This is a genomic window from Pseudomonas sp. AB6, from assembly GCF_034314105.1.
Taxonomy (GTDB): domain Bacteria; phylum Pseudomonadota; class Gammaproteobacteria; order Pseudomonadales; family Pseudomonadaceae; genus Aquipseudomonas.
Window position 1 is genome coordinate 682,336 of record NZ_JAVIWJ010000001.1, and the last position, 19,800, is coordinate 702,135.

Sequence of the window (19,800 nt, forward strand, 5' to 3'; positions counted from 1 at the left end):
GGAAGGATGGCACACCGTGATGGCATCTGGGTGCCACATCTTGAATGGCATACATAAAACCTGTGGGAGCAGGCTGGACTGCGAATGTTTCAATGCGGCCTGTTTGAAGGGCCGCGTCGTTTAATTCGCAGGCAAGCCTGCTCCCACAAGGAGGTGTCTATGCAATCCCTTTAAAACGTCATTTCAACCACGTCGTCCGGCACGATCAATTTGCCTGCGGTCTTGGCGATGATTTCTTCGATACTGACCCCCGGCGCGCGCTCGCGCAGGATGAAGGCGCCGTCAGCGATTTCGAGATAGGCCAGATCGGTCAGCACCTTGCGAATGCAACCGGCGCCGGTCAACGGCAGGCTGCAGCGTGACAGCAGTTTCGACTCGCCGTCTTTGGAGGCGTGGGTCATGGTCACGATGATGTTATCGGCACCTGCTACCAGGTCCATCGCGCCGCCCATGCCTTTAACCAGCTTGCCGGGGATCATCCAAGACGCGATGTTGCCTTCAACGTCGACTTCGAACGCACCGAGAACGGTGAGATCTACATGGCCGCCACGGATCATCGCGAACGACTGAGCCGAGTCGAAAATAGATGCCCCTATGCGTGCGGTCACCGTTTGCTTGCCGGCATTGATCATGTCGGCATCAATATTCTCCTCGGTAGGAAACTCACCCATGCCGAGCAAGCCGTTCTCCGATTGCAACATTACGTCGATGTCAGTCGGTACATAGTTGGCCACCAAGGTCGGGATGCCGATACCCAGGTTTACGTAAAAACCGTCTTTGAGTTCACGGGCAACGCGCTGTGCCATTTGTTCGCGGGAGAGTGCCATAGTCAGAATCTCTTGTTGTTCTGGAAAAAGATCGTACGAGTAAGAGGTTAAGAGCGGCCTCAGGCTTTCTTCACCGTGCGCTGTTCAATGCGCTTCTCGAAAGTTCCCAGAATGACGCGATCGACATAGATGCCTGGGGTGTGGATTTCACTAGGTAACAGCACCCCAGGTTCAACAATTTCTTCGACTTCGACCACGGTGATACGGCCAGCAGTGGCGACCACCGGGTTAAAATTTTGCGCGGTATGGCGATAAATGACGTTGCCAAAATGGTCGGCTTTCCAGCCTTTTACGATTGCGAAATCGCCAGTGATCGCTTCTTCAAGAATCACGTTTCGTCCATTGAACTGACGGGTTTCCTTGCCGTCCGCAACGGGCGTGCCATAGCCGGTCGCGGTGTAGAACGCTGGAATACCCGCGCCGCCAGCACGCATTTTTTCGGCCAAGGTGCCTTGGGGGGTAAGTTCGACTTCGAGTTCGCCGCTCAACAGCTGGCGTTCGAACAGCGCATTTTCGCCCACATAAGAGGCAACCATTTTGCGGATCTGCCGGTCCTCGAGCAGCACGCCCAGACCAAAGCCATCGACGCCACAGTTGTTGGAAACCACAGTCAAACCTTTAACGCCACGGCGTTTGATTTCAGCAATCAGGTTTTCCGGGATGCCGCACAAACCGAAACCACCGGACAACACAGTCATGTTATCGGTGAGACCATCGAGGGCTTCTTCGTACGTTGATACTCGTTTGTCGAGTCCAGCCATGGTAGATCCGCCTTTTGTAGTTGTTGTTCGACAAACGGATTGCCGAATCGCGTTCAGAACATCTTCTCTTGCCAGCAATGATTTGTTAATTTTGTTTTTCTGATGGATTGATAAAAAAAGCAAATATATGAACGTTAAACAGCTTCGCGCTTTTCTCGCCGTGGCCCAGTGCCTTAGCTTCGCTCAAGCAGGGGAGCGTTTGCACCTGTCGCAACCCGCGCTGAGCTTGACGGTAAAGAGTCTAGAAGATGAATTGGGCGGCAAGCTGCTGAGCCGCACTACCCGCAGCGTCAGCCTGACGCCAGAGGGCGAAATCTTATTGCCCTTGGCGCGCCAGTTGCTGACCGATTGGGACAATACCGAAGAGTTGTTGCGGCAGCGCTTCACCCTGCAACTGGGTAAAGTTTCCATTGCTGCAATGCCGTCCTACGCGGGAAATTTGCTGCCGGGGGCGCTCAAAGTGTTTCGCGGCCGCTATCCACGGGTCAACGTCGCGGTGCATGACGTTATCAACGAACAGGTTCTGGAAATGGTACGCCATCGGCGGGTGGAGCTGGGTATCGGCTTCGAGCCGGAGTCCAGCAATTCGTTGGTGTTCACGCCATTTTATATGGACCGCTTTGTGGCGGTGGTACCAAAAGGCTCACCGCTGGCTGAGCGCGAGGAATTGACCTGGAGCGAGCTGCTACGCGAGGATTTTATTGCCCTGCAACGTCCGTCCGCAGTGCGCCTGCTACTCGAGCAGGACCTGCACACCCAGCACGGAAAACTGTCCGTCGCGTTTGAGAGCCATCAACTGTCCACTATTGGCCGCATGGTCGCCAATGGTTTAGGGGTGAGCGCGGTGCCGTCGTTATGCATCCAGCAAATGCGTGAATTGGGCGCCCAATGTGTGGCGCTGTCCGAGCCACGCATTGAGCGGCGTATTGGTTTGATGATGCTTGCCGACCACAAACTGTCGGCTGCGGCGCAGGCGTTGCGTGATGTGTTGATCGAATGTGCTCAGAAACAGGGACAGGAAATGCTCTAAACAGGCCGACTTATTAGCGGAGGACGGCGCTCCGAGGCAGGAAGTTGAGGTATGGTTGCGCGCAATTGAAACTGGATGTTACTGAATCGGATTTCAACGCTGCCTTGCGAACCCCTGCTTACCCATAATAGCCCTGCTAATAAGGAGCACTGCTTTGGATTTTTCATCTGTTGCCTGGATGGCTCATGACACACGCCTCATGGTGTGTTGTCTCGTGGCAATTGCCATCATCATCGTATTGATCAGTGCAACCAAGCTGCCACCTTTTCTGTCGATTTTGATCGGCACGTTCATCGCCGGAGTCGGAGCGGGCTTACCGCCGGAAGACGTCGCGAAAGCCTTTAGCAAAGGGGCGGGCGGTATTCTTGGCGAAGCCGGGATCATTATCGCGCTGGGCGCGATGCTCGGTGCGCTCATGGCTGAATCCGGCGCTGCCGACCGAATTGCCACGACCTTGCTTGGTCTAGGCAAAGGCCGCTCGCTGCCGTGGGTCATGGCACTGGTGGCAATGGTCATCGGGTTACCACTGTTTTTTGAAGTTGGCTTGGTGATGATGGTGCCGATCATCTTCGTGATGGCGCGCCGCTCCGGGCAACCGCTGCTGAGAATCGCCATCCCCGCGTTGGCGGGCATGACCACCTTGCACGCACTGATGCCGCCGCACCCCGGACCGCTGATTGCGGTCAGCGCGCTCCATGCAGACTTGGGTCTGACCATGTTGCTGGGCATCATCATTGCTGTTCCAGCGGTGATCCTTGCCGGTCCGATCTACGGCAACTGGTTGTCAAAACGCATGCACGTTGGCGAGCCTGCCGACATCGGCGCGCTGTTTACCGCCAAACCGACGGCGACCCGCCAGCCAAGCTTTGGTGTTTCGTTGTTGATTATTTTGATGCCGGTTATCTTGATGCTCGGCAGCACGTTGGCCAAGGTGGCAATGACCCCGCAAAGCAATCTTGCGCTGACCTTGAAGTTTCTAGGCGAGCCCCTGGTTGCTTTGGGTTTGGCAGTGATTGCCGCAGTGATCTGTCTGGGGTGGGCCAATGGCATTTCCCGGGAGCACGTGGGTAATACGCTGCGTAAAGCCTTGGCGCCTATTGCGGTACTGTTGCTGACCATCGGTGCTGGCGGCGGCTTGAAGCAAACGCTGCTGGACGCCGGGGTGAGCCATACCATCAGTAAATTCGCAGAAGGCGCACACATGCCTTACCTGCTACTGGCGTGGGTAATCGCGGTCCTACTACGTCAAGCGACCGGTTCAGCGACCGTAGCCACCACCACCACCGCAGGGATTCTGGCGCCGTTGATGGCGGGCCTCGCTGCGACGCAAAGCTCTCTGATTGCGCTGGCGATTGGTGCAGGGTCGGTGTTTTTTTGCCATGTGAACGACGCTGGTTTCTGGATGGTTCGCGAATATTTTGGCTTGGAACTGAAGCAAACCATTTGGGTATGGTCAGTGCTGCAAACTATCGTCTCGGTGGTGGGACTGATTGGCACGTTCCTATTATGGGAATGGTTTGTGTAGCGATTAAGCTGCCCACTACACTCCCCCCCCGCCTTCGGATCTGTAGAGCCAACGTGCGCCATAGACTCAACGCGGCGCCGAAGACGGGGCCGCATCTGCTCCAGATATTCAATCCTCCACGCCTCTATGCTTCTTTATCTAGCGCCATTTCCCTTCGTAGACTCAGAATCGTCCTACATAACTCCCATTGCGCTTCAGATAGTCTGCGGCCCGTCCGGACAGCACCTGTTTTTCAGGTCGCTAGTGATGGCTTGCATGACAAAAGTTAGAACGTGGGAACCCTGATGTTGAAGGTTTCTAAATTTAATTTTCTGGAGCGTTTGATGAGTCTTCAACGTGCGTATAACCGTGCCCGTGTATCTGTCCTGTTGTTAGCTGTTGGAACATTGGCTGCTTGTGCCAGTGCGCCGCTGCCGGAAGAGCAGATCACCTTGTCTAAAAGCGCTGTAAACCGTGCTGTGTCTGCAGAAGCGACCCAGTACGCGCCGCTGGAAATGAAGTCGGCACAGGACAAATTATTGCTACTCGAGCGCGCCATTGGTGAGCGAGATGTCGCCCAATCCCGGCTGTTGGCCGAACAGGTCGAGGTGGATGCCAACCTGGCCGAGCGTAAAGCCCACGCGGTCAAGTGGCAGCAACAATTGGAAGCGTCCCGCAGCGGTATTCAAGTGCTGAGGCAGGAAATGCTTCAAGCGCCGGATGCCGGTCTCAATTCGTCTTCCGACGACTCTTTGTAAGGATTAGCATATGCGTACTTCATTGATGCTTCCCGTGGCTGCGGTTGCCAGTCTGTTGCTGGCGGGTTGCGCCGTTACACCGGAAAATGCCGACCTTTTGCAAGCCCGTAGCCAGTTTTCCGCGCTGCAGGCCAAGCCGCAATCGAGCACCTTGGCCGCCCTTGAAACCAAGGACGCGTTCATGGCTTTGGGCAAGGCGGATAAGCTTTCCAGCCAAAACCGCAAAGCACCCGCGATCGAGCAGTTGGCCTACGTTGCCAGTCAGAAAATCGCACTTGCCGAGCAGACGATTCTGGGGCGCGAAGCCGAAGCTGGTTTGAAAAGGATCGACGCTGAACGCACTCAAGTCCGTCTGGATGTGCGTACGGCACAATTGCGAGCATTGCAGGCGATGAAAGCGAAAACCACCGAGCGTGGTCAAGTAATCACGTTCGGTGACGTGCTGTTCGATACCGGTAAGGCCGAACTTAAATACGGCAGCCAGCGTAACTTTCAGCAATTGGCTGAGTTTCTGCGGGCTAACCCTGAGCGCAAAGTGCGAATCGAAGGGTTTACCGACAGCACTGGCGGAAATGATTACAACCAGCAATTGTCCGAGCGCCGGGCATTTGCCGTGGTGCGAGCCTTGGCAAAGCTGGGCGTTGGCACGGAGCGCATGACCGGTATTGGTTATGGCGCTGAACACCCCATAGCCGACAACGCCAGTGAGCATTCACGGCAACTTAACCGTCGGGTCGAAGTGATCGTTTCCAACGACGCCACGGTGGTTGAGACACGCCTTTAACAATTTTCCACATTGATCGATAGGACGCTAATGGAGCTGGCCTCACGCAATTCTTTTGCGTGGGCTAGCTTTTTGGTGAATCGCCAATGCGCCGCGAGGACGGGCAGGTCGATACAAAGTCGGCAAGTGTTTTCCTATAAAACAGTTATCGGTTAATGCGGTGTTTCAAATAAGCCATGATTCTCCATACTCAAAACAAAAAAATCCCCGCGTTTTGCAAGGCGGGGATTTTGGTGAGCGGTGAGGTTTAGTTCTTGAACGCAGCGCCTGTAGCGACGACGCTGGCCGATGGTAGCAAGTTGCTAATGTAACGATTCCAACGAGTGATGTTGGCGGGGCCGACAAACACCACGTCCTGCGCCTCAAGCGTGAACTGTCGCGCCAGAATGAAGGCAGTCGGTTTTTCCGCGTTCAGGTGGTAGACCGTAGCCGTCTGGCCATTAACATCGCCTGAGCGGATAACGTAGACTGCGTTTCCGTCGGCGGAATCAGGGGCGAGGCCACCGGAGTTGCCCAGCGCTTCCATCAGGGTCAATGATGTCGTACCAAACGAAATCACTTGCGGACGCACCACTTCGCCTAATACATACACCTTGTTGGGCGAGTTGCTGTTCAAGTGCAGGTAGTCACCGTCCTTAAGAAAAATCTTGCTGAGCTGCGAGTCTTTGCGGTTAAGCGCATCGACGTCGAGCACATATTCCTTACCGTCACGCTTGAGGGTCAGTCCTGCAAGGTTGGCGTCTGTCAGGTCCAGTCCTGCCGTACTGATGGCTTGCACCAAGCTCAATGGGATGTTGGTAATTGATTGCGAACCCGGGTTTTTGAACGCGCCCGACAGCAAGATACGCTGACTGTTGTAACGCAACACTTTTACGTCGACCTTGACCTCTGTGTATTGCGGTGCCAAACCCATTCGAAGTTGTTCGCGAACTTGCGCAACAGTTCTGTGAGCCGCTTGGATTTTTCCTACGTATGGGAAAAATACAGTTCCGTCGCTCAGCACTTCCCGGCTGTTAGCGTCCAGTTGAGCCTGCGAGCCGGGAGCCGTTAACTCCGGGTGTTCAAACACTGTAACCAATAATGTGTCGCCGGGACCGATGAGGTATTCGGGGGTCTTATAACCCAGCAGTTCCGTAGGCAATGGCTTGGGTTTGCGCCAGTTATTGGTTTGCAGCACGCTGGCAGTTGTAATGGCAACAAGTGTCACCTTGGGAGCGCCTGGCGTATTCTCTTCTACCTCATCTGGAGTCATATGCTGCCCGGGAGCAAAGGCACAGCCCTGTAAAATAAGGCTGAATAGCAGCACAACGGCTAGGGTTCGCTTCATAGAGTTTTTCCTTTCAAAAGTGCGTGACGCACCGCAGTGATTTCATTGCATCCCTTTCCAACACCGTTACAACTTCATCATCCACACAGGGGCGTGTCTCCTGATCGAGCCGGTTGCGTGGATAGATGAGTTACTTAAAAGGCGTTCTTGTTAAGAAAGCCTTTGAACAGAGTCAGCAGGATGATTTTTATGTCCAGCCAAACTGACCAATGCTCAATGTATTCCAAGTCGAATTCGACGCGTTTTTGCATCTTGTCCAGCGTGTCGGTTTCACCACGCCAGCCATTTATCTGCGCCCATCCAGTGATCCCTGGTTTAACTTTGTGCCGCAGCATGTAGCCGCTGACTTGAGTACGGTATTGCTCGTTGTGCGCCACCGCATGAGGGCGTGGTCCGACGATCGACATATCGCCGCGCAGTACGTTAAAGAACTGCGGCAACTCGTCGAGCGAGGTGCGCCGCAGAAAGGCCCCAAGCGGGGTAATTCGTGCGTCGTTGCGGGTGGCTTGGCGAACGACATCGCCGTTTTCCTGCACGGTCATGCTACGAAATTTGTAAACCATGATGGGTCGACCGTCCAGTCCGTAGCGGCGTTGCCGAAACAGCACCGGACCGTGCGAGGTGCACTTGATGGCGATGGCAATCAACAGCAACGGCAACGCGATCATTAACAGGATGAGACTGGACAAGACAACGTCTTCGAGTCGTTTAACCACACTCCAGGCGCCGTCCATGGGTGAGTCAAAAATGCTGATGCTTGTCAGGCCGTTAATGCTTTCGCTACGCGCATGAAGCAGCTCGAACATGAACATATCAGGAATCAAGTACACGGAGGCGGTGGTGTCACTCAAGCGTTTGACCAGCTCGCGCAAACATTCTCCCTCAAGGGTGGAGGTGACGTAGATCTTATCGATGTGGCCGTTACGGGCATCCTCGACCAACGCGTTAAGGCCGCCTCGAACCGGCACACGTCGGCCGATGGCCATAAGGTCCATCTGCTGCGGCTTTTCGTCGTAGAAACCCAGCAAGTCCAGCCCCATCCAGGGAGCAGCGGTGATAGACATGGCCAAGCGCTCGCCGCATTGTCCGGTACCGACGATCGCCACCCGACGAGTGTTAAAGCCTCGGCGCCGCAAGCCTTGCAGGGCAGTGCGGATCAACAAGCGGTAACCACACAGCACCGTCAACACCAAGGCATACCAAGCCATTTGGCCGTTGTTGGGCAAGTGTGTGCCGTGCAATAACAGGTAGTCTGCGGACAACAGTATTACGAACGTTAATGCCCAATAATTGAAGACCTTGATCAGTTCGCGAAGAATCTTTTCGCCGCGCCAGGACCCGTACAGCTGGTGGTATTCGCCGAGCCAGTGGAAGACCAGTACAGAGAGCATGATCAGCAACCAGAGCTCTGCACCTGTCGACTTGCCTTCAAGCCGGTTGACCCAATAGCCGCACAGCACGATAACGGCCAGATCAAGCAATCGGTGGGCCACGGACAGTAGCGATTGATGAGCGTGAAGAATGCCGCGAAATTGAGTGCTCATGGCCGGTACTCGCTCAAACAGATTTGATAGGGACGACCCGCCCGCTGTGCTCGGAATGGGTCACCGGTTCAGGTGCTGCGACGGGAACAGCGGCGGGCAAAGGGCGCCGGTGTGCTGTGCGAGCAACTGCCAATCGAGAGTCGACGAAGGTTTTGATTTCTCGCTCAAAACGTTCTGCGCTAAAGCGTTCGGCGTTAAGGCGACAGGCCAGGGCACTAATGCATGACCTGGCATTCTCAAATTCGGTCACCGCTGCCGTTAGTGCTTTTGCAGTCTGCTCGTAGTAAAAGACCCCCGTTGGTACCGGTTGGTCCAGACCATGAATGGTTTCTAATACGCCTCCCTTGGCGAAAGCGATGACGGGAGTACCGCAGGCTTGAGCTTCCACGGGGCTGATGCCGAAATCTTCCTCGGCGGCGAAAACAAAGGCCTTGGCATTGCGCATGTACTCAAGTAGTGAGGCGAAGGGCTGGTGGCCGAGTAGGGTTACGTTGGATGCCGAAATTGCTCGGCACTTGCCCATCTCTGGACCCTCTCCGATAACGATCAGGTGTTTGTCCGGCATTGCCGCAAAAGCTTCGACGATCATTGGAATGCGTTTGTAAGGCACCATGCGCGAGGCCGTCAGGTAGAACTCTTGCTTTGTTTCCTGCAGGGTGAAACCTACGGTATCTACAGGGGGATAAATGACCTTTGATTCGCGGCGATAAGTTTTGGCGATGCGGGCGCCAATGAAATGCGAGTTGGCGATGAAATCGTCCACGCCCGCCGCCGTTCGCTGATCCCACATACGGATGTAATGCAGAACCATCCGGGCGACTCGGCTCTTGAACCCCCGGTCTAAACCTGCTTCATGCAAATATTGGTGCTGCAAATCCCAGGCATAACGGATAGGCGAGTGCACATAGCTGATGTGCACCTGATCCGGTCCGCTAAGTACCCCTTTAGCCACAGCATGGCTGCTGGAGATGATCAGGTCATACCCCGACAGGTCTAGCTGCTCGATAGCGAGGGGCATCAGCGGCAAGTATTTTTGATAGCGGGTTTTGGCTTTCGGCAAGTTCTGGATAAATGTGGTTTTGGCTTTTTTCCCGCCCAGATGGACGCGGTCCTGATCGCTGAAAAAATCGATCACTGAAAACAGATCGGCGTTAGGCCAGACCTTTATCAAGGCGGCGAGCACGCGCTCAGCGCCGGCGTAAGTCACGAGCCAGTCATGGACGATTGCAATTTTCATGGCGTTGGGTTCCGTAAGTGCATGCTATAGAACGATCGCGGGCGTGGCGCGACAGGGCACGATTATTAAGCAGTTAGCGGGACGGGAGGCTTGCTCTCACGGTTTGCCCGAGGACGACTCAGCTGGAAATTTTTTGTTCACTACGTCTTGGGATGCCAGTGGCTTGACCGATGCGTGCCTCGTCTCGCCGATTAGCGTGTCGATACGTTGGGAGACCCGCAGTGCCGAGTCTTCCCAAGAAAATCGGGCTACGTTGTTAAGGCCGCGACGACGCAGCGATTGGCGCAACGGTAAATCGATCAATACCCGCTCTATGGCAGCAGCAATATGCTCTACATCCATGGGGTCGAAATACAGTGCGCTGGCTTGTAATACTTCTGGGATTGAAGCTGAGTTGGCGGCTATCACGGGGCAACCACACGCCTGAGCTTCTAGCGGAGGAATGCCAAACCCTTCATACAGCGAAGGAAAAATGAAGGCTGTTGCACCTTGGTACTGGGCTATTAGCTCGGCATCGGTGAGCCGACCCAAAAAATGTATGCGCGGATCGCTAGCAGCCAACCGATGCAGACTGGGATCAGAAAATATCTCGCTGGCGGCGCCAACAATATGCAGTTGTAACGCCTCTTGGTTACGCAACGTCAGAAACGCTTCGATCATTCGCTTGAAGTTTTTGTGGGCGCTGGGTGAAGACACGGCCAATAAATAGTCCTGATTGTCGTCTAGCGTCGGTCCCGGCTGGAAAGCGTCGCTGACGGCATTGGGCACAACGAAAATCTTGTTCTCCGGATAATGGTAAAACTGCGAAATTTCGCCCTTGGAAAAACTGCTGACGGTCAACAATGCTTTGATGTGCGCCAGCAGTATTGGCGTCATTACCCGATACAACGTGCGAAATGCTCGCGTGTAACTTTCCGGATGACGCACGTATGTGATGTCGTGATGGGTGGCGATCTGGTTGCCGTAGAACAGGGGAGCGGTGCTGCACAAGGAGACTAGCAAGGGATTGCCTAGTCGCCGCAGGTGCAGCGGCAGATCAAGTTGTTCCCACACGTGGCCACTGTTACGGCCGATACATTGGACATCAAGCGCTTTAGCGCTTTCGTGCATCTTGATGCCCGAAGGGGCGACGAATACCAAGTCGCTCCGGATCTGTTTGAGCGCCAAACACGTCTGTTCAGCAAATCGTTGTACCCCGCGCAATTCTTGGGTAAGAAAGCGAGCATTGATCACTATCATCGGAGGCGACCTGAAGAGAATAAAACGCTAAATCAAGGGGCTTCGTGCGCTTTCGCTCGCTACGGTTTTACACAGCTTTTATGGAGTAAACCGGTTACTGAGCAAAAAGTGGCGGACGCGTTCCCAAGCTGATTATTTTCGGAAATTCGTAGATTGGAACCTCGGCGGAGCACCTGCTGTCATCACACTTCCAAGGGCTTCCACTGTCAACGCGGTCTTTTTCCGGCTCGCCTGTATCAATCAACTGCACATTACCGCGCTGAATGCTGCTGGCCTCAACGTGTGCTGTTTGTCGACCGGTGACACTCCAAGCAACCAATATTTGTTCTGAGCCTTTAGAGAAACGCAGCAGATAGTGAGAGTCGGTCTCTCTACTTTTGTCGGCTTCGTAATGAAACTCACGCACGGTCAGGCTAATTGCTTTAAGTGTCAGATAGGCCAGTTTCGGCTCCAGGTTTTGCCCCAACAAACCGAAGTTCTGCTTTATATCGCGGCGGTCATTGCCATCGTTGACCAAGTCATACCACCACATACCCTTGATGTCGGGCAGCGTGCGAGCGAGGAAGAAACTGCGTGCCAAGTAGGCTGCTTGGGTGCGTTCATCTACCCCACATTTGCCGTCATTACTGGGCCAGCCCATTTCGGTGAGATACAACGGTACTGGTTTATTGGAGATTGACTTGAGGTCCGCATCGACATCCCGAAGCCAAGCAATCCAGTGTTCGGGGGTATGACGTTCCGGGTTGCGGCAGTACACCGATGGGTGTAGCGATAAGCCGTCTACTTTTGACAATACGTCGGCTTCGATCAAGCGATTAGCGAATCCCAGATCAATACCCTTGCTGGTCACGGCACCTGCAAGGATCTTCACGTGGTTATTCTGCGTGCGAATGCGTTGCGCCGTTTCGGTTACCAGGGTTGTGTAGTCGGCGGACGATGCTGTATCACCGGGGTTTTCGCCGTCCCATTCGTTCCATATCTCGTAATACCCCACCGCATTGCCCAGCCTGCGGCTGACAAACTTGGCGTAGCGGGTGAAAGCCCTTCTGATTTGCGGGTCTCGGGGTTTCGAGGTGTCGTCATAAAGCGGGTTGCCGTAGCCCAGGACCAGCAGCGGGCTAATAAGGCGCGTTCTGGTTTCACTTAAATAATTGAGCCAGACCGAGTCGATATGCAACTGGCCCCGCTTGGGCTCGACGGTAGACCATAGGGCATCGTCACGTACTGAGGTTATTCCGGCATCAGTGATTAGCTTCATGACATCGGTCAGCGAGCCCTTCTTATTCAATAACTGAGTACCGACACCGATGATGAACGGCTCGTCGGCCATGACCGGGAAACTTAAAAGTAGGCCTATCAAAAAAAGCATCAGGTACGGGCGCGACCTGGTCCGGTTCGAAGTGAACATATTGGTCTCATTAGGTGGCCGCAGACCGTAGCGTTTGCTTAGGGTCGTGGGCCGAGCAAAGACGGGCATCGGGTGCGCAATCAGCTGAAACGGTTACCCCGCGTGTGCCTGTCAACCTGCTTGTATCGGATACGGCACGGGATGATCCTTGCGTCGCATGATTTTCCCTTGGAGCGTCTCGGTGAAAATTCGTAAATAGTGGTCGAGCATTAAATCCTCGTCGAGCAGCGAAGCGACGCTGCTGCGCGCCTGAGCGCTGAGACGGGCGAGTAAGGCTGGCTGCTCGTACAAACTCAACATCGCTTGGCCTAGCGAGTCCGGTTCACAAGGGCTGCACAACAAACCGTTTACTTGGTCCTGAATAATTTCGGGCAATCCCCCCATTCGTCCGGCGATCACCGGCAGGGAATGAGCGCAGGCCTCGACGGCGACCATACCGAACGGTTCACTCCAGATCGACGGAACAACGGCCACGTCCACCTGACTGTAAAAAGCTTCCGGTTTCTGATAACCAACAAAACTGATGTTCGGCGATGTCACCATCGCTTTAAGCAGGGTTTCGTCATTGAGCTGGCCGCGGCCAGCAATCTGGAGGGTGGCGTCGAATGGCAGTTTTTGAAACTGTTCAATCAACCAGCTAACACCTTTGGCTTCAGACAATGTGCCCATATAACCGAATCGCAGCGGTTTGACGGTATTCACTTCATGCACCGCCGATGCCGGAGTAGCCGCGAATGGGCTGCTGTTATGCACGACGTGGGCCTGCGCCCCTTTGAAGTAGCCTTGGCCCTGGAGGGTTTCGAGCAAGAAGCGGCTAACTCCGATCACGCTGGCGACTTGCGCGGAGCGCGCGTCATAACCTTTACGAAACTGTTTGCAGCTGGCGCACAACTGCTCACAACATTTGCCGTTCTTGAACATCGTGCTGCTCGGGCAGAGCAAGTACATATCGTGCAGCACTTGTACGATCGGTATGCCAGCGGCAGTAATTTCATCCCAAGCGGACACCGACCACCCACTAAGGTTATGGCAGACCACAATGTCCGGGCGCTCGGCCCTGATTACTTCCCGAACGTACTCGCGCATACCACTGTTGTAGCGGTCGCGTATGTGCCAACCGATCCGGCTAAGGCGCCCCGGACGCTGGGCGGTGTAATGCCAGTAGAAGTTTCGCAGGCCAGCTCGATACACTTTGACTCGGTTCAGGCAATCGCTGGAAAGTCCGGTCTCGGGCCCCGTCGCGAGTACAACTACATGGCAACCGCGCCTATTCAGACCCTCTGCCGTCCGTTGCAGAATAATTTCCGCCCCGCCGCCAATGTGGGGGGGGTACAAGCTATTAATGAATAGTATTTTCATAACGGGTAGGACTGATTAAGACCCAAAACGCCTGACTCTCCGTCGTGGATTGCTTTTTCGATCAAGTTCAAGCGTTGCTCGGCACCCCGGCGTTTGGCGATCACGCGTAATAAACAAAAAAATACCCAGCGGTTGAGGCTGTAAACCCAAGATGAGGTAGCCCAAATATTTTTGTCGAACCAGGCCTGGTTCCGGGCACCGTAATAGGCACGTAGGTCCGAGCCGCCAAGCAGGAAACTTTCATAGATGTTGTTGGTTTTGGCTTTGATGTTCCACGACTCTTCAAGGTCATCGAGCAGGGCATCGGGCACCAAGAATATACGCCCGCCACCGGCAGTGATTCGCCAGGTGTATTCACTGTCATCGGCATACAGCAACAGCGCGTCCAATGGCAGACCAATGCGTTGATATAAGCTCCGATGGGCGAGAAGGCCGCCGTAGGTTGCAAAGGGTAATTGAACCATCGGCTGCTGATTTTGCTTCGCTTTGGGGTGGCCCCAGGGCAAGCGACGCCAAATCTTGTACGGCAGCTGCGCAATGTGAAAACCAAAGAAACTGGAGCGCCGCTGGATGGCGAAGCGCGTGGGGACACCGGCCGCAATATCGGCCTGATGAGTAGGGCGAAAACCCAGCACAGCGGCTTTGTCCCGACCATCAATACGCTCACGTTGGTATAGGCAATGGTGCAATGTGGCGATGGCATTGACGGTTGGCGCGTTGTCATCGTCCATCAGCCAGATGTATTCGGCACCCGCATCTATTGCTGCTTGAATGCCCACGGAATAGCCTTTGGCCGAACCGGTATTGTGTTGTAGATAAATCACCTGAACCTGCCCTGGCCATTTGCGTGTCAACGACTCAAGGGGGGCCACCGATGCATTACTGACAATTATCACCCGTTCGATTTGTGAGCTTGCTAGCGAGCGGCTGACTAGAGTTTGCAGGTAGGGCAGTCGGTCACCGTACGTCAGTGTCACCAGCGTTGTTTTATAAGTCATCGTGCGCTTCCAGACAATTTAGAAAAGTGGAGATGGCGCCTCGCGAACACGTTCGCTCTGAAAAAGTGATCCTGACCTCAGACTAGAGCTTCCATCCGTGCCAGGCTGCTTATAGGCAACGTGACCTTATGTTCGCGTTGCAGCAGATTTAGCAAAATGATGGCGCGCTCCTCCCCGTCGGCGGCGAGGAAAATAGCTTCAAGATCACAAAAGCTGCCGGTCTTGATTCTTACGTGTTCGCCTTGCTGAAATTCGGCTTTTGGCGGCGGTGAGGACAACCGTTGGCGAATTTGTTGGATCAAGTCATCGTGAACCGGCACCGGGTGTGAGCCGAAGGTAACGATACGCGCGACACCTCGAGTTGAGCGGATCGGATACCAATTGTCGTGGACCTGATCCATGCGAATAAACAGGTAACCTGGAAAAAGCTCCTCTTGGACGGCTGCACGCGAGTTGCGTTTTTTCGTGGCCCCGGCTTTTAGTGGCCGATAGCACTCGAATTGCTGACGCTGCAAATGTTCTTCGGCACGGGCTTCCTGGCGTGGTTTGGTTTGAATCAGGTACCAGCGCGCGGGATTTTCCATATGAGTCATAGGTACGCTCCATTGCAATCCAACTGTGACTGGGTAAGCACGGTCATCCCGTAGCTGTCATCCGTTTCACAGGCTCCTGCTTCGCGCCGCTAAAGACGCAATAGCAATTCAAGAGCTCTTGTACATGCTCGACACAGTTGAACATCAGGACATCAATAATCGACAGATTGCCCACAAAGGGTCGTTTGAATTGGCGGTACTCAATAGAGTCCATCTTGAAAAACTGCAAAAAAATACCGTTTTGAGCGAAGTATTCAGGGTCGTACAGTTCTATTCCGCCAATAGGATTGAGATAGCGATCACAGGAAAAAGTTTGCACGATTCGCAGCACTCGATCTTGTTTATCAGTGGGTGTGCCGATCTGCAAATCGGAGCTGCGCAAAATCGGCGTTCCTATGTGCAGGTAAGTGCAAATTTCCCTAATCGAGTGTTCGATGTAGAGCGCCAGGTTTTTAACTGGAAACTTGAGCAGTCGTTCCAGTAGCGGCATGACCTGAGCGAAGTAGGGCGCTTTGGCGTAACTTTGTGTAATCACGGCAATCAGGCGGTGCGCTTCTTCGTCAAATGTGTCACCCAACTGGCGCTGATTGATGGGCATGTCAAACCGGTCACGCTTCAGCGGAAACGTAACCAAGGTTGCCTCGTCATGGGTAAGAATTCGATTGCGATTAACCCACCCAGAGCGGATGTACTGCAAGTCGTCACCCAAGACGAATACATCCGCGGCAGCAATAAGTTGAAAGTAGCCCAAGTAAGGAAACAGGTACGGCTGCATTATGGCGATGGTCCGGACCATAGCTATCTCCGAGTGGGGGTAATAACGTCCGTCACTTTCGAGTCGGGCTGTAATCGTAGCCGTAGGCTGCGCAGTCATATGAGGCAGTTGAAGCCTTGCGCAGCACGCCGTTGAAAATGGCGCCTTTGATGACCACGCCATTTTGGCCAAGTCGGCGCTTGCAGGCTTCGATTTCCTTGACCGAGGTCAGACCAAAGCGGGTTACCAACAGCGTTGTGCCAGCCTGACGTCCGACCAGTGTCGCATCAGTGACCGCTAGAATCGGCGGCGTATCGACTATCACTAGGTCATACAGTGGAGCGAGGTCGGCAAGCAGTTTGTTGAAGTTGTCATGCATCAATAGCTCGGATGGATTCGGCGCAGCAAAGCCGCAGGAGATCAAATCCAGATTAGGTACTTCAGTCGCGTTGATCACGTCTTTACTGGTCAAACGCGCAGCTAGTGTGTCGGACAGTCCGTGCTTTGGTTGCAAACCGAATATTTTATGCAGGTAGCCTTTGCGCATATCCGCATCAATCAGCAATACCCGTTTACCGGTTTGAGCGATGATCACTGCCAGATTGCTCGATACAAACGACTTGCCCGATGCTGGCGTCGGGCTGGAAATCATCAACACATTGTTGCGCGCTTCAAGCATCGCGAAGTGCAGACTGGTACGAAGGCTGCGCAGCGATTCGACGGCGAGTTCGGTAGGCTCGGACACGCTTAGCAGTTTTGCAGCGCGACTTTGATTGTTCTTCTCCAGACGCTCTTGTTGGCGCGAATACGGCAACGAGGCGTACACCGGCATACCCAAGTTTTCGATGATTTCCGGATTGTCGACACCGCGATAAAAAGCTTGGCGCAAAAACACTACGATGACCGCTACCAGAACACCGAGTAAGGTTGCGAGGGCCACGATCAGCTTGCGCATAGGCTTTGCAGGCTCTTCAACATTAGCATCAGCGTTGTCGATAATGCGCACATTACCGATGCTGCCAGCGCGAAGAATGTCCTGCTCCTGGCTCTTGTTCAGCAGAAGCGTGTAGGTCTGTGTAGTTACTTGCATGTCACGAGTCAGGCGTAGCAGTTCTTGCTGGGTAACGGGTAGTGCCTGAATTTTTTTCAGTAAGGCTTGTTTCTGAGATTCAAGTTGGCCCATCTGCGTCATTAGCGCTCGATAGGTTGGGTGTTCAGGGGTATACAGGCGTTCAATTTCGACACGTTTTAGTTTCAGCTCAGACAGCATAGAGTCCAGATTGACGACTTGATCAAGCACCGACTTTGTTTCAATGCTCAGGTCCACCGACTTGGCGCTGGCCTGGAAAGCGTTCAAAGCTTGTTCTGACTGCTCTAACTGTTTGCGAACCAGCGGCAATTGCGAGCGCAAAAATTCCAGGCGCTGAGCGGCTTCCGCCGAACTGCGTTCGACGTTCTGGCGAACATACAGGTGACTGACTTCGTCAAGAATCGTTTTAGCCTGAACCGGGTCCGGGTCCTGGATCGACAAGTAGATGATCCCTGAATCTTTACCCGCTTCGGTGATGGTCAGGCGTGACTGATAGTCCAACGCGCTGGTCAATGTACGTTGCTTAATCAGGGTGAACTCTGTACCTGGTCGGGCCTTGAGCGTGGCGATCTGTATTTTTACGCCATTGCCTTCGACGGTCTGATTGGTTTGTCCGTTGAGCAGCACGCCACCGTCTTTGTCAAACAGCGAAAACGCATCGGCGCCGTTGGCAACAAGGGTCAGCTTTTGGCCAAGTAAGGCATCCGAAACTTCCAATTGAAAGACATCAATGTGCTCACCGCCCCAGGCGTAGTTCCGCAGACCAAATACCGGTTCTGCCAAAGCACCCGGCATGTCGGGTTTGAACGTGCGGGCCATGTAGGCGCCGAACACAGGAAAGTAGTTAGGCCTTTGAATAATATTGAGCTTGAGGTCTTCAACTACTTTGCCCAACACCGCTCGGGACTTGATCAATTCGATTTCGGTGGTGGCCTGGGAGACTGACAACGGTTTGTTATTGACCTCAGGGGTACCTTCTATGCCAATTTTTTTCGGCTCGATCTGAATCATTGCGTTGCCCTGGTAGATGGGCGTCGCCAACAAAGCGTATGCCAAGCCAACCAGCAGAAAAACGCTAACAATCGACGCAATTAGACCCTTGTGATCAAACAAGGTACGCAAGACGGTCGCCAAATCGATCTTGGTGTCTTGGTAATAGTCCAGCGCAGGGCGGTTCATGACGGTCATTTATCGGATTACTCCTGACTGTAGATAAGGAAGCCAGTCATCGACACAACGCGACAGGTGCTCGAAGGTCTGTTCGAAGGCTAATTTCGGGCGCCGGTAGGGGTCGTCTATTTCCAGTTCGTGTTGCCATTTGCCAATTAAAAACGTCTTGCCACGTACCTCAGGGGCCAGTTTCAAGATGTTTTGTAGTTGCTCGTTCTCCATCGACAAAATGAGTTCGGCGTCATGTAGCATCTTTCGATCAACCTGCCGGGCTCTATGCTTGTGCGCTGTAATGTGATGTTTTTTCAACACCTCCCGGGCCAGCGGGTCCATGGGCGAGGCGAGCATTGCGTGTATACCCGCCGATGATATCTGGACATCGGGCGATGATAGGCGCTGGCGGAACATCGCTTCAGCCATCGGGCTGCGGCAAATGTTGCCGACGCAAATAACCAGCAAATTATTGAACATGACCTTTTCTAACCGACAGCATGAGCCGCTTGCTGAGATTGACGCTGATGTTACGAGCGACTAACAGCAGCGCTTGTAACTTATGCAGTGGAGAAATAGCCGAAATCGATAGGCTAAACACTTGAATCAAGAAGTACTCGTACATTGCCTGATTGCCGATACGGTTGTAGTAGTTGGCAAGGCTTGAGCACGTCTGCAGGCTCATGTGTAATTTTCGTTGGTGTGAGCGCATCGAGAAGACGCCGCCAAGGTGTATGCGGTACATGGCTGGCTTGATCTCTTCGAGAAACTTTCCCTTGCCATGCGCACCCAGCAGCGACCACCAACATAGGTCATTGAGCGGCGCTAACCACAGTTCTGGCGGTAGTTCATGAAAGACGTTTCGAAAACATGTCGTGAGTGTCGAGATTTCTCTGGCTCTTTGCAGTTCGACAGCGGTGGCATCGGCGCGAAGATTGCCTAGTAGCTGGATACCACGCTCGCCTTCGCTGTCGAAAGACATTGCGTCGTGATAGGTCAGCACGTAATCAGGATGGCTCTCAAGGAAGTCCACCTGAACCTGCAACTTGCGCGTGTCAGTCCAGTAATCATCGCCTTCGCAGTATGCGATGTACTTGCCTCGAGCCTCTTTAAACAGCCCGGGCGTGCACAAGTTGCCTTTTGAGTATTGGTTCACCCGGTGGTAGAACGCCCGGATGATCGTCGGATACCTGGCGGCATATTGTTCTACGATTTGTGTGGTGCCATCAGTCGAAGCGTCATCGTTTATCAAAATTTCGATCGGGAAATTAGTTTTTTGCGCCAGAAAACTCTCTATCGTTTGAGTGATGAACCCGACTTGATTGTAGGTGGGACAAACGATGCTTAGCAGCGGCACAACGGGCGGCTGTTCAGACAGCGCTTTGGGTAGTTCAGAGGTTGAAGTGTTCACAGTGGCATCCATGGC

Annotated in this window: 18 protein-coding genes; 4 read left to right on the plus strand and 14 right to left on the minus strand. The window is 53.8% G+C overall.

All coding sequences use genetic code 11. The annotated features are described in order from the left end of the window. Positions 1–170: 170 nt before the first annotated feature. Positions 171–827 (minus strand): CoA transferase subunit B, encoded by a 657-nt coding sequence (locus RGW60_RS03160; RefSeq protein WP_322202067.1) that lies wholly within the window; start codon positions 825–827, stop codon positions 171–173. 59 nt (positions 828–886) lie between these two features. Beyond that, positions 887–1,588, minus strand: a complete 702-nt coding sequence (locus RGW60_RS03165; protein ID WP_322202069.1) for a CoA transferase subunit A — start codon at positions 1,586–1,588, stop codon at positions 887–889. Between the two features lie 127 nt (positions 1,589–1,715). Between RGW60_RS03165 and RGW60_RS03170 the strand changes: the two genes are divergently transcribed. The 4 genes from RGW60_RS03170 (at position 1,716) to RGW60_RS03185 (ending at position 5,664) form a co-directional block, all read left to right on the plus strand. Beyond that, a complete protein-coding gene (locus RGW60_RS03170; RefSeq protein ID WP_322202071.1) occupies positions 1,716–2,618 on the plus strand; it encodes a LysR family transcriptional regulator in 903 nt (300 codons plus the stop codon). A gap of 178 nt (positions 2,619–2,796) precedes the next feature. Continuing rightward, a complete protein-coding gene (locus RGW60_RS03175; RefSeq protein ID WP_407074060.1) occupies positions 2,797–4,143 on the plus strand; it encodes a gluconate:H+ symporter in 1,347 nt (448 codons plus the stop codon). 323 nt (positions 4,144–4,466) lie between these two features. Then, positions 4,467–4,880 (plus strand): DUF4398 domain-containing protein, encoded by a 414-nt coding sequence (locus tag RGW60_RS03180; RefSeq protein ID WP_322202076.1) that lies wholly within the window; start codon positions 4,467–4,469, stop codon positions 4,878–4,880. Positions 4,881–4,890: 10 nt separating this feature from the next. Then, on the plus strand, positions 4,891–5,664 hold the full coding sequence (locus tag RGW60_RS03185) for an OmpA family protein (RefSeq protein WP_322202078.1): 774 nt from the start codon (positions 4,891–4,893) through the stop codon (positions 5,662–5,664). Positions 5,665–5,911: 247 nt separating this feature from the next. Here RGW60_RS03185 and RGW60_RS03190 read toward each other — a convergent pair whose 3' ends face one another. From RGW60_RS03190 to RGW60_RS03245, 12 genes are all read right to left on the minus strand, one after another. Beyond that, the gene (locus RGW60_RS03190; RefSeq protein WP_322202080.1) at positions 5,912–6,991 is read right to left on the minus strand and encodes a polysaccharide biosynthesis/export family protein; all 1,080 of its coding nucleotides are present in this window, start codon (positions 6,989–6,991) and stop codon (positions 5,912–5,914) included. A gap of 134 nt (positions 6,992–7,125) precedes the next feature. Further along, positions 7,126–8,535: an undecaprenyl-phosphate glucose phosphotransferase gene (locus RGW60_RS03195; RefSeq protein ID WP_322202082.1), complete on the minus strand. Its 1,410-nt coding sequence runs from the start codon at positions 8,533–8,535 to the stop codon at positions 7,126–7,128. A 13-nt stretch (positions 8,536–8,548) separates the two neighbouring features. Next, a complete protein-coding gene (locus tag RGW60_RS03200) occupies positions 8,549–9,772 on the minus strand; it encodes a glycosyltransferase family 4 protein (RefSeq protein WP_322202084.1) in 1,224 nt (407 codons plus the stop codon). 96 nt (positions 9,773–9,868) lie between these two features. Continuing rightward, positions 9,869–11,011, minus strand: coding sequence for a glycosyltransferase family 1 protein (locus RGW60_RS03205; RefSeq protein WP_322202086.1), 1,143 nt, complete (start codon positions 11,009–11,011; stop codon positions 9,869–9,871). A gap of 94 nt (positions 11,012–11,105) precedes the next feature. After that, positions 11,106–12,419 (minus strand): hypothetical protein, encoded by a 1,314-nt coding sequence (locus RGW60_RS03210; protein ID WP_322202088.1) that lies wholly within the window; start codon positions 12,417–12,419, stop codon positions 11,106–11,108. A 111-nt stretch (positions 12,420–12,530) separates the two neighbouring features. Further along, positions 12,531–13,778, minus strand: coding sequence for a glycosyltransferase family 4 protein (locus RGW60_RS03215; protein ID WP_322202090.1), 1,248 nt, complete (start codon positions 13,776–13,778; stop codon positions 12,531–12,533). After that, positions 13,775–14,776: a glycosyltransferase gene (locus RGW60_RS03220; RefSeq protein WP_322202091.1), complete on the minus strand. Its 1,002-nt coding sequence runs from the start codon at positions 14,774–14,776 to the stop codon at positions 13,775–13,777. The genes RGW60_RS03215 and RGW60_RS03220 overlap by 4 nt, the downstream gene beginning before the upstream one ends. A gap of 77 nt (positions 14,777–14,853) precedes the next feature. Then, positions 14,854–15,369, minus strand: coding sequence for a transcription/translation regulatory transformer protein RfaH (gene rfaH / locus RGW60_RS03225; protein WP_322202093.1), 516 nt, complete (start codon positions 15,367–15,369; stop codon positions 14,854–14,856). A 43-nt stretch (positions 15,370–15,412) separates the two neighbouring features. Continuing rightward, a complete protein-coding gene (locus RGW60_RS03230) occupies positions 15,413–16,165 on the minus strand; it encodes a WbqC family protein (protein WP_322202095.1) in 753 nt (250 codons plus the stop codon). Between the two features lie 31 nt (positions 16,166–16,196). Then, positions 16,197–18,401 (minus strand): polysaccharide biosynthesis tyrosine autokinase, encoded by a 2,205-nt coding sequence (locus tag RGW60_RS03235; protein WP_322202097.1) that lies wholly within the window; start codon positions 18,399–18,401, stop codon positions 16,197–16,199. Beyond that, positions 18,402–18,854, minus strand: a complete 453-nt coding sequence (locus RGW60_RS03240; RefSeq protein WP_322202099.1) for a low molecular weight protein-tyrosine-phosphatase — start codon at positions 18,852–18,854, stop codon at positions 18,402–18,404. Further along, positions 18,844–19,797, minus strand: coding sequence for a glycosyltransferase family 2 protein (locus RGW60_RS03245; protein ID WP_407074054.1), 954 nt, complete (start codon positions 19,795–19,797; stop codon positions 18,844–18,846). The genes RGW60_RS03240 and RGW60_RS03245 overlap by 11 nt, the downstream gene beginning before the upstream one ends. Positions 19,798–19,800: the final 3 nt, after the last annotated feature.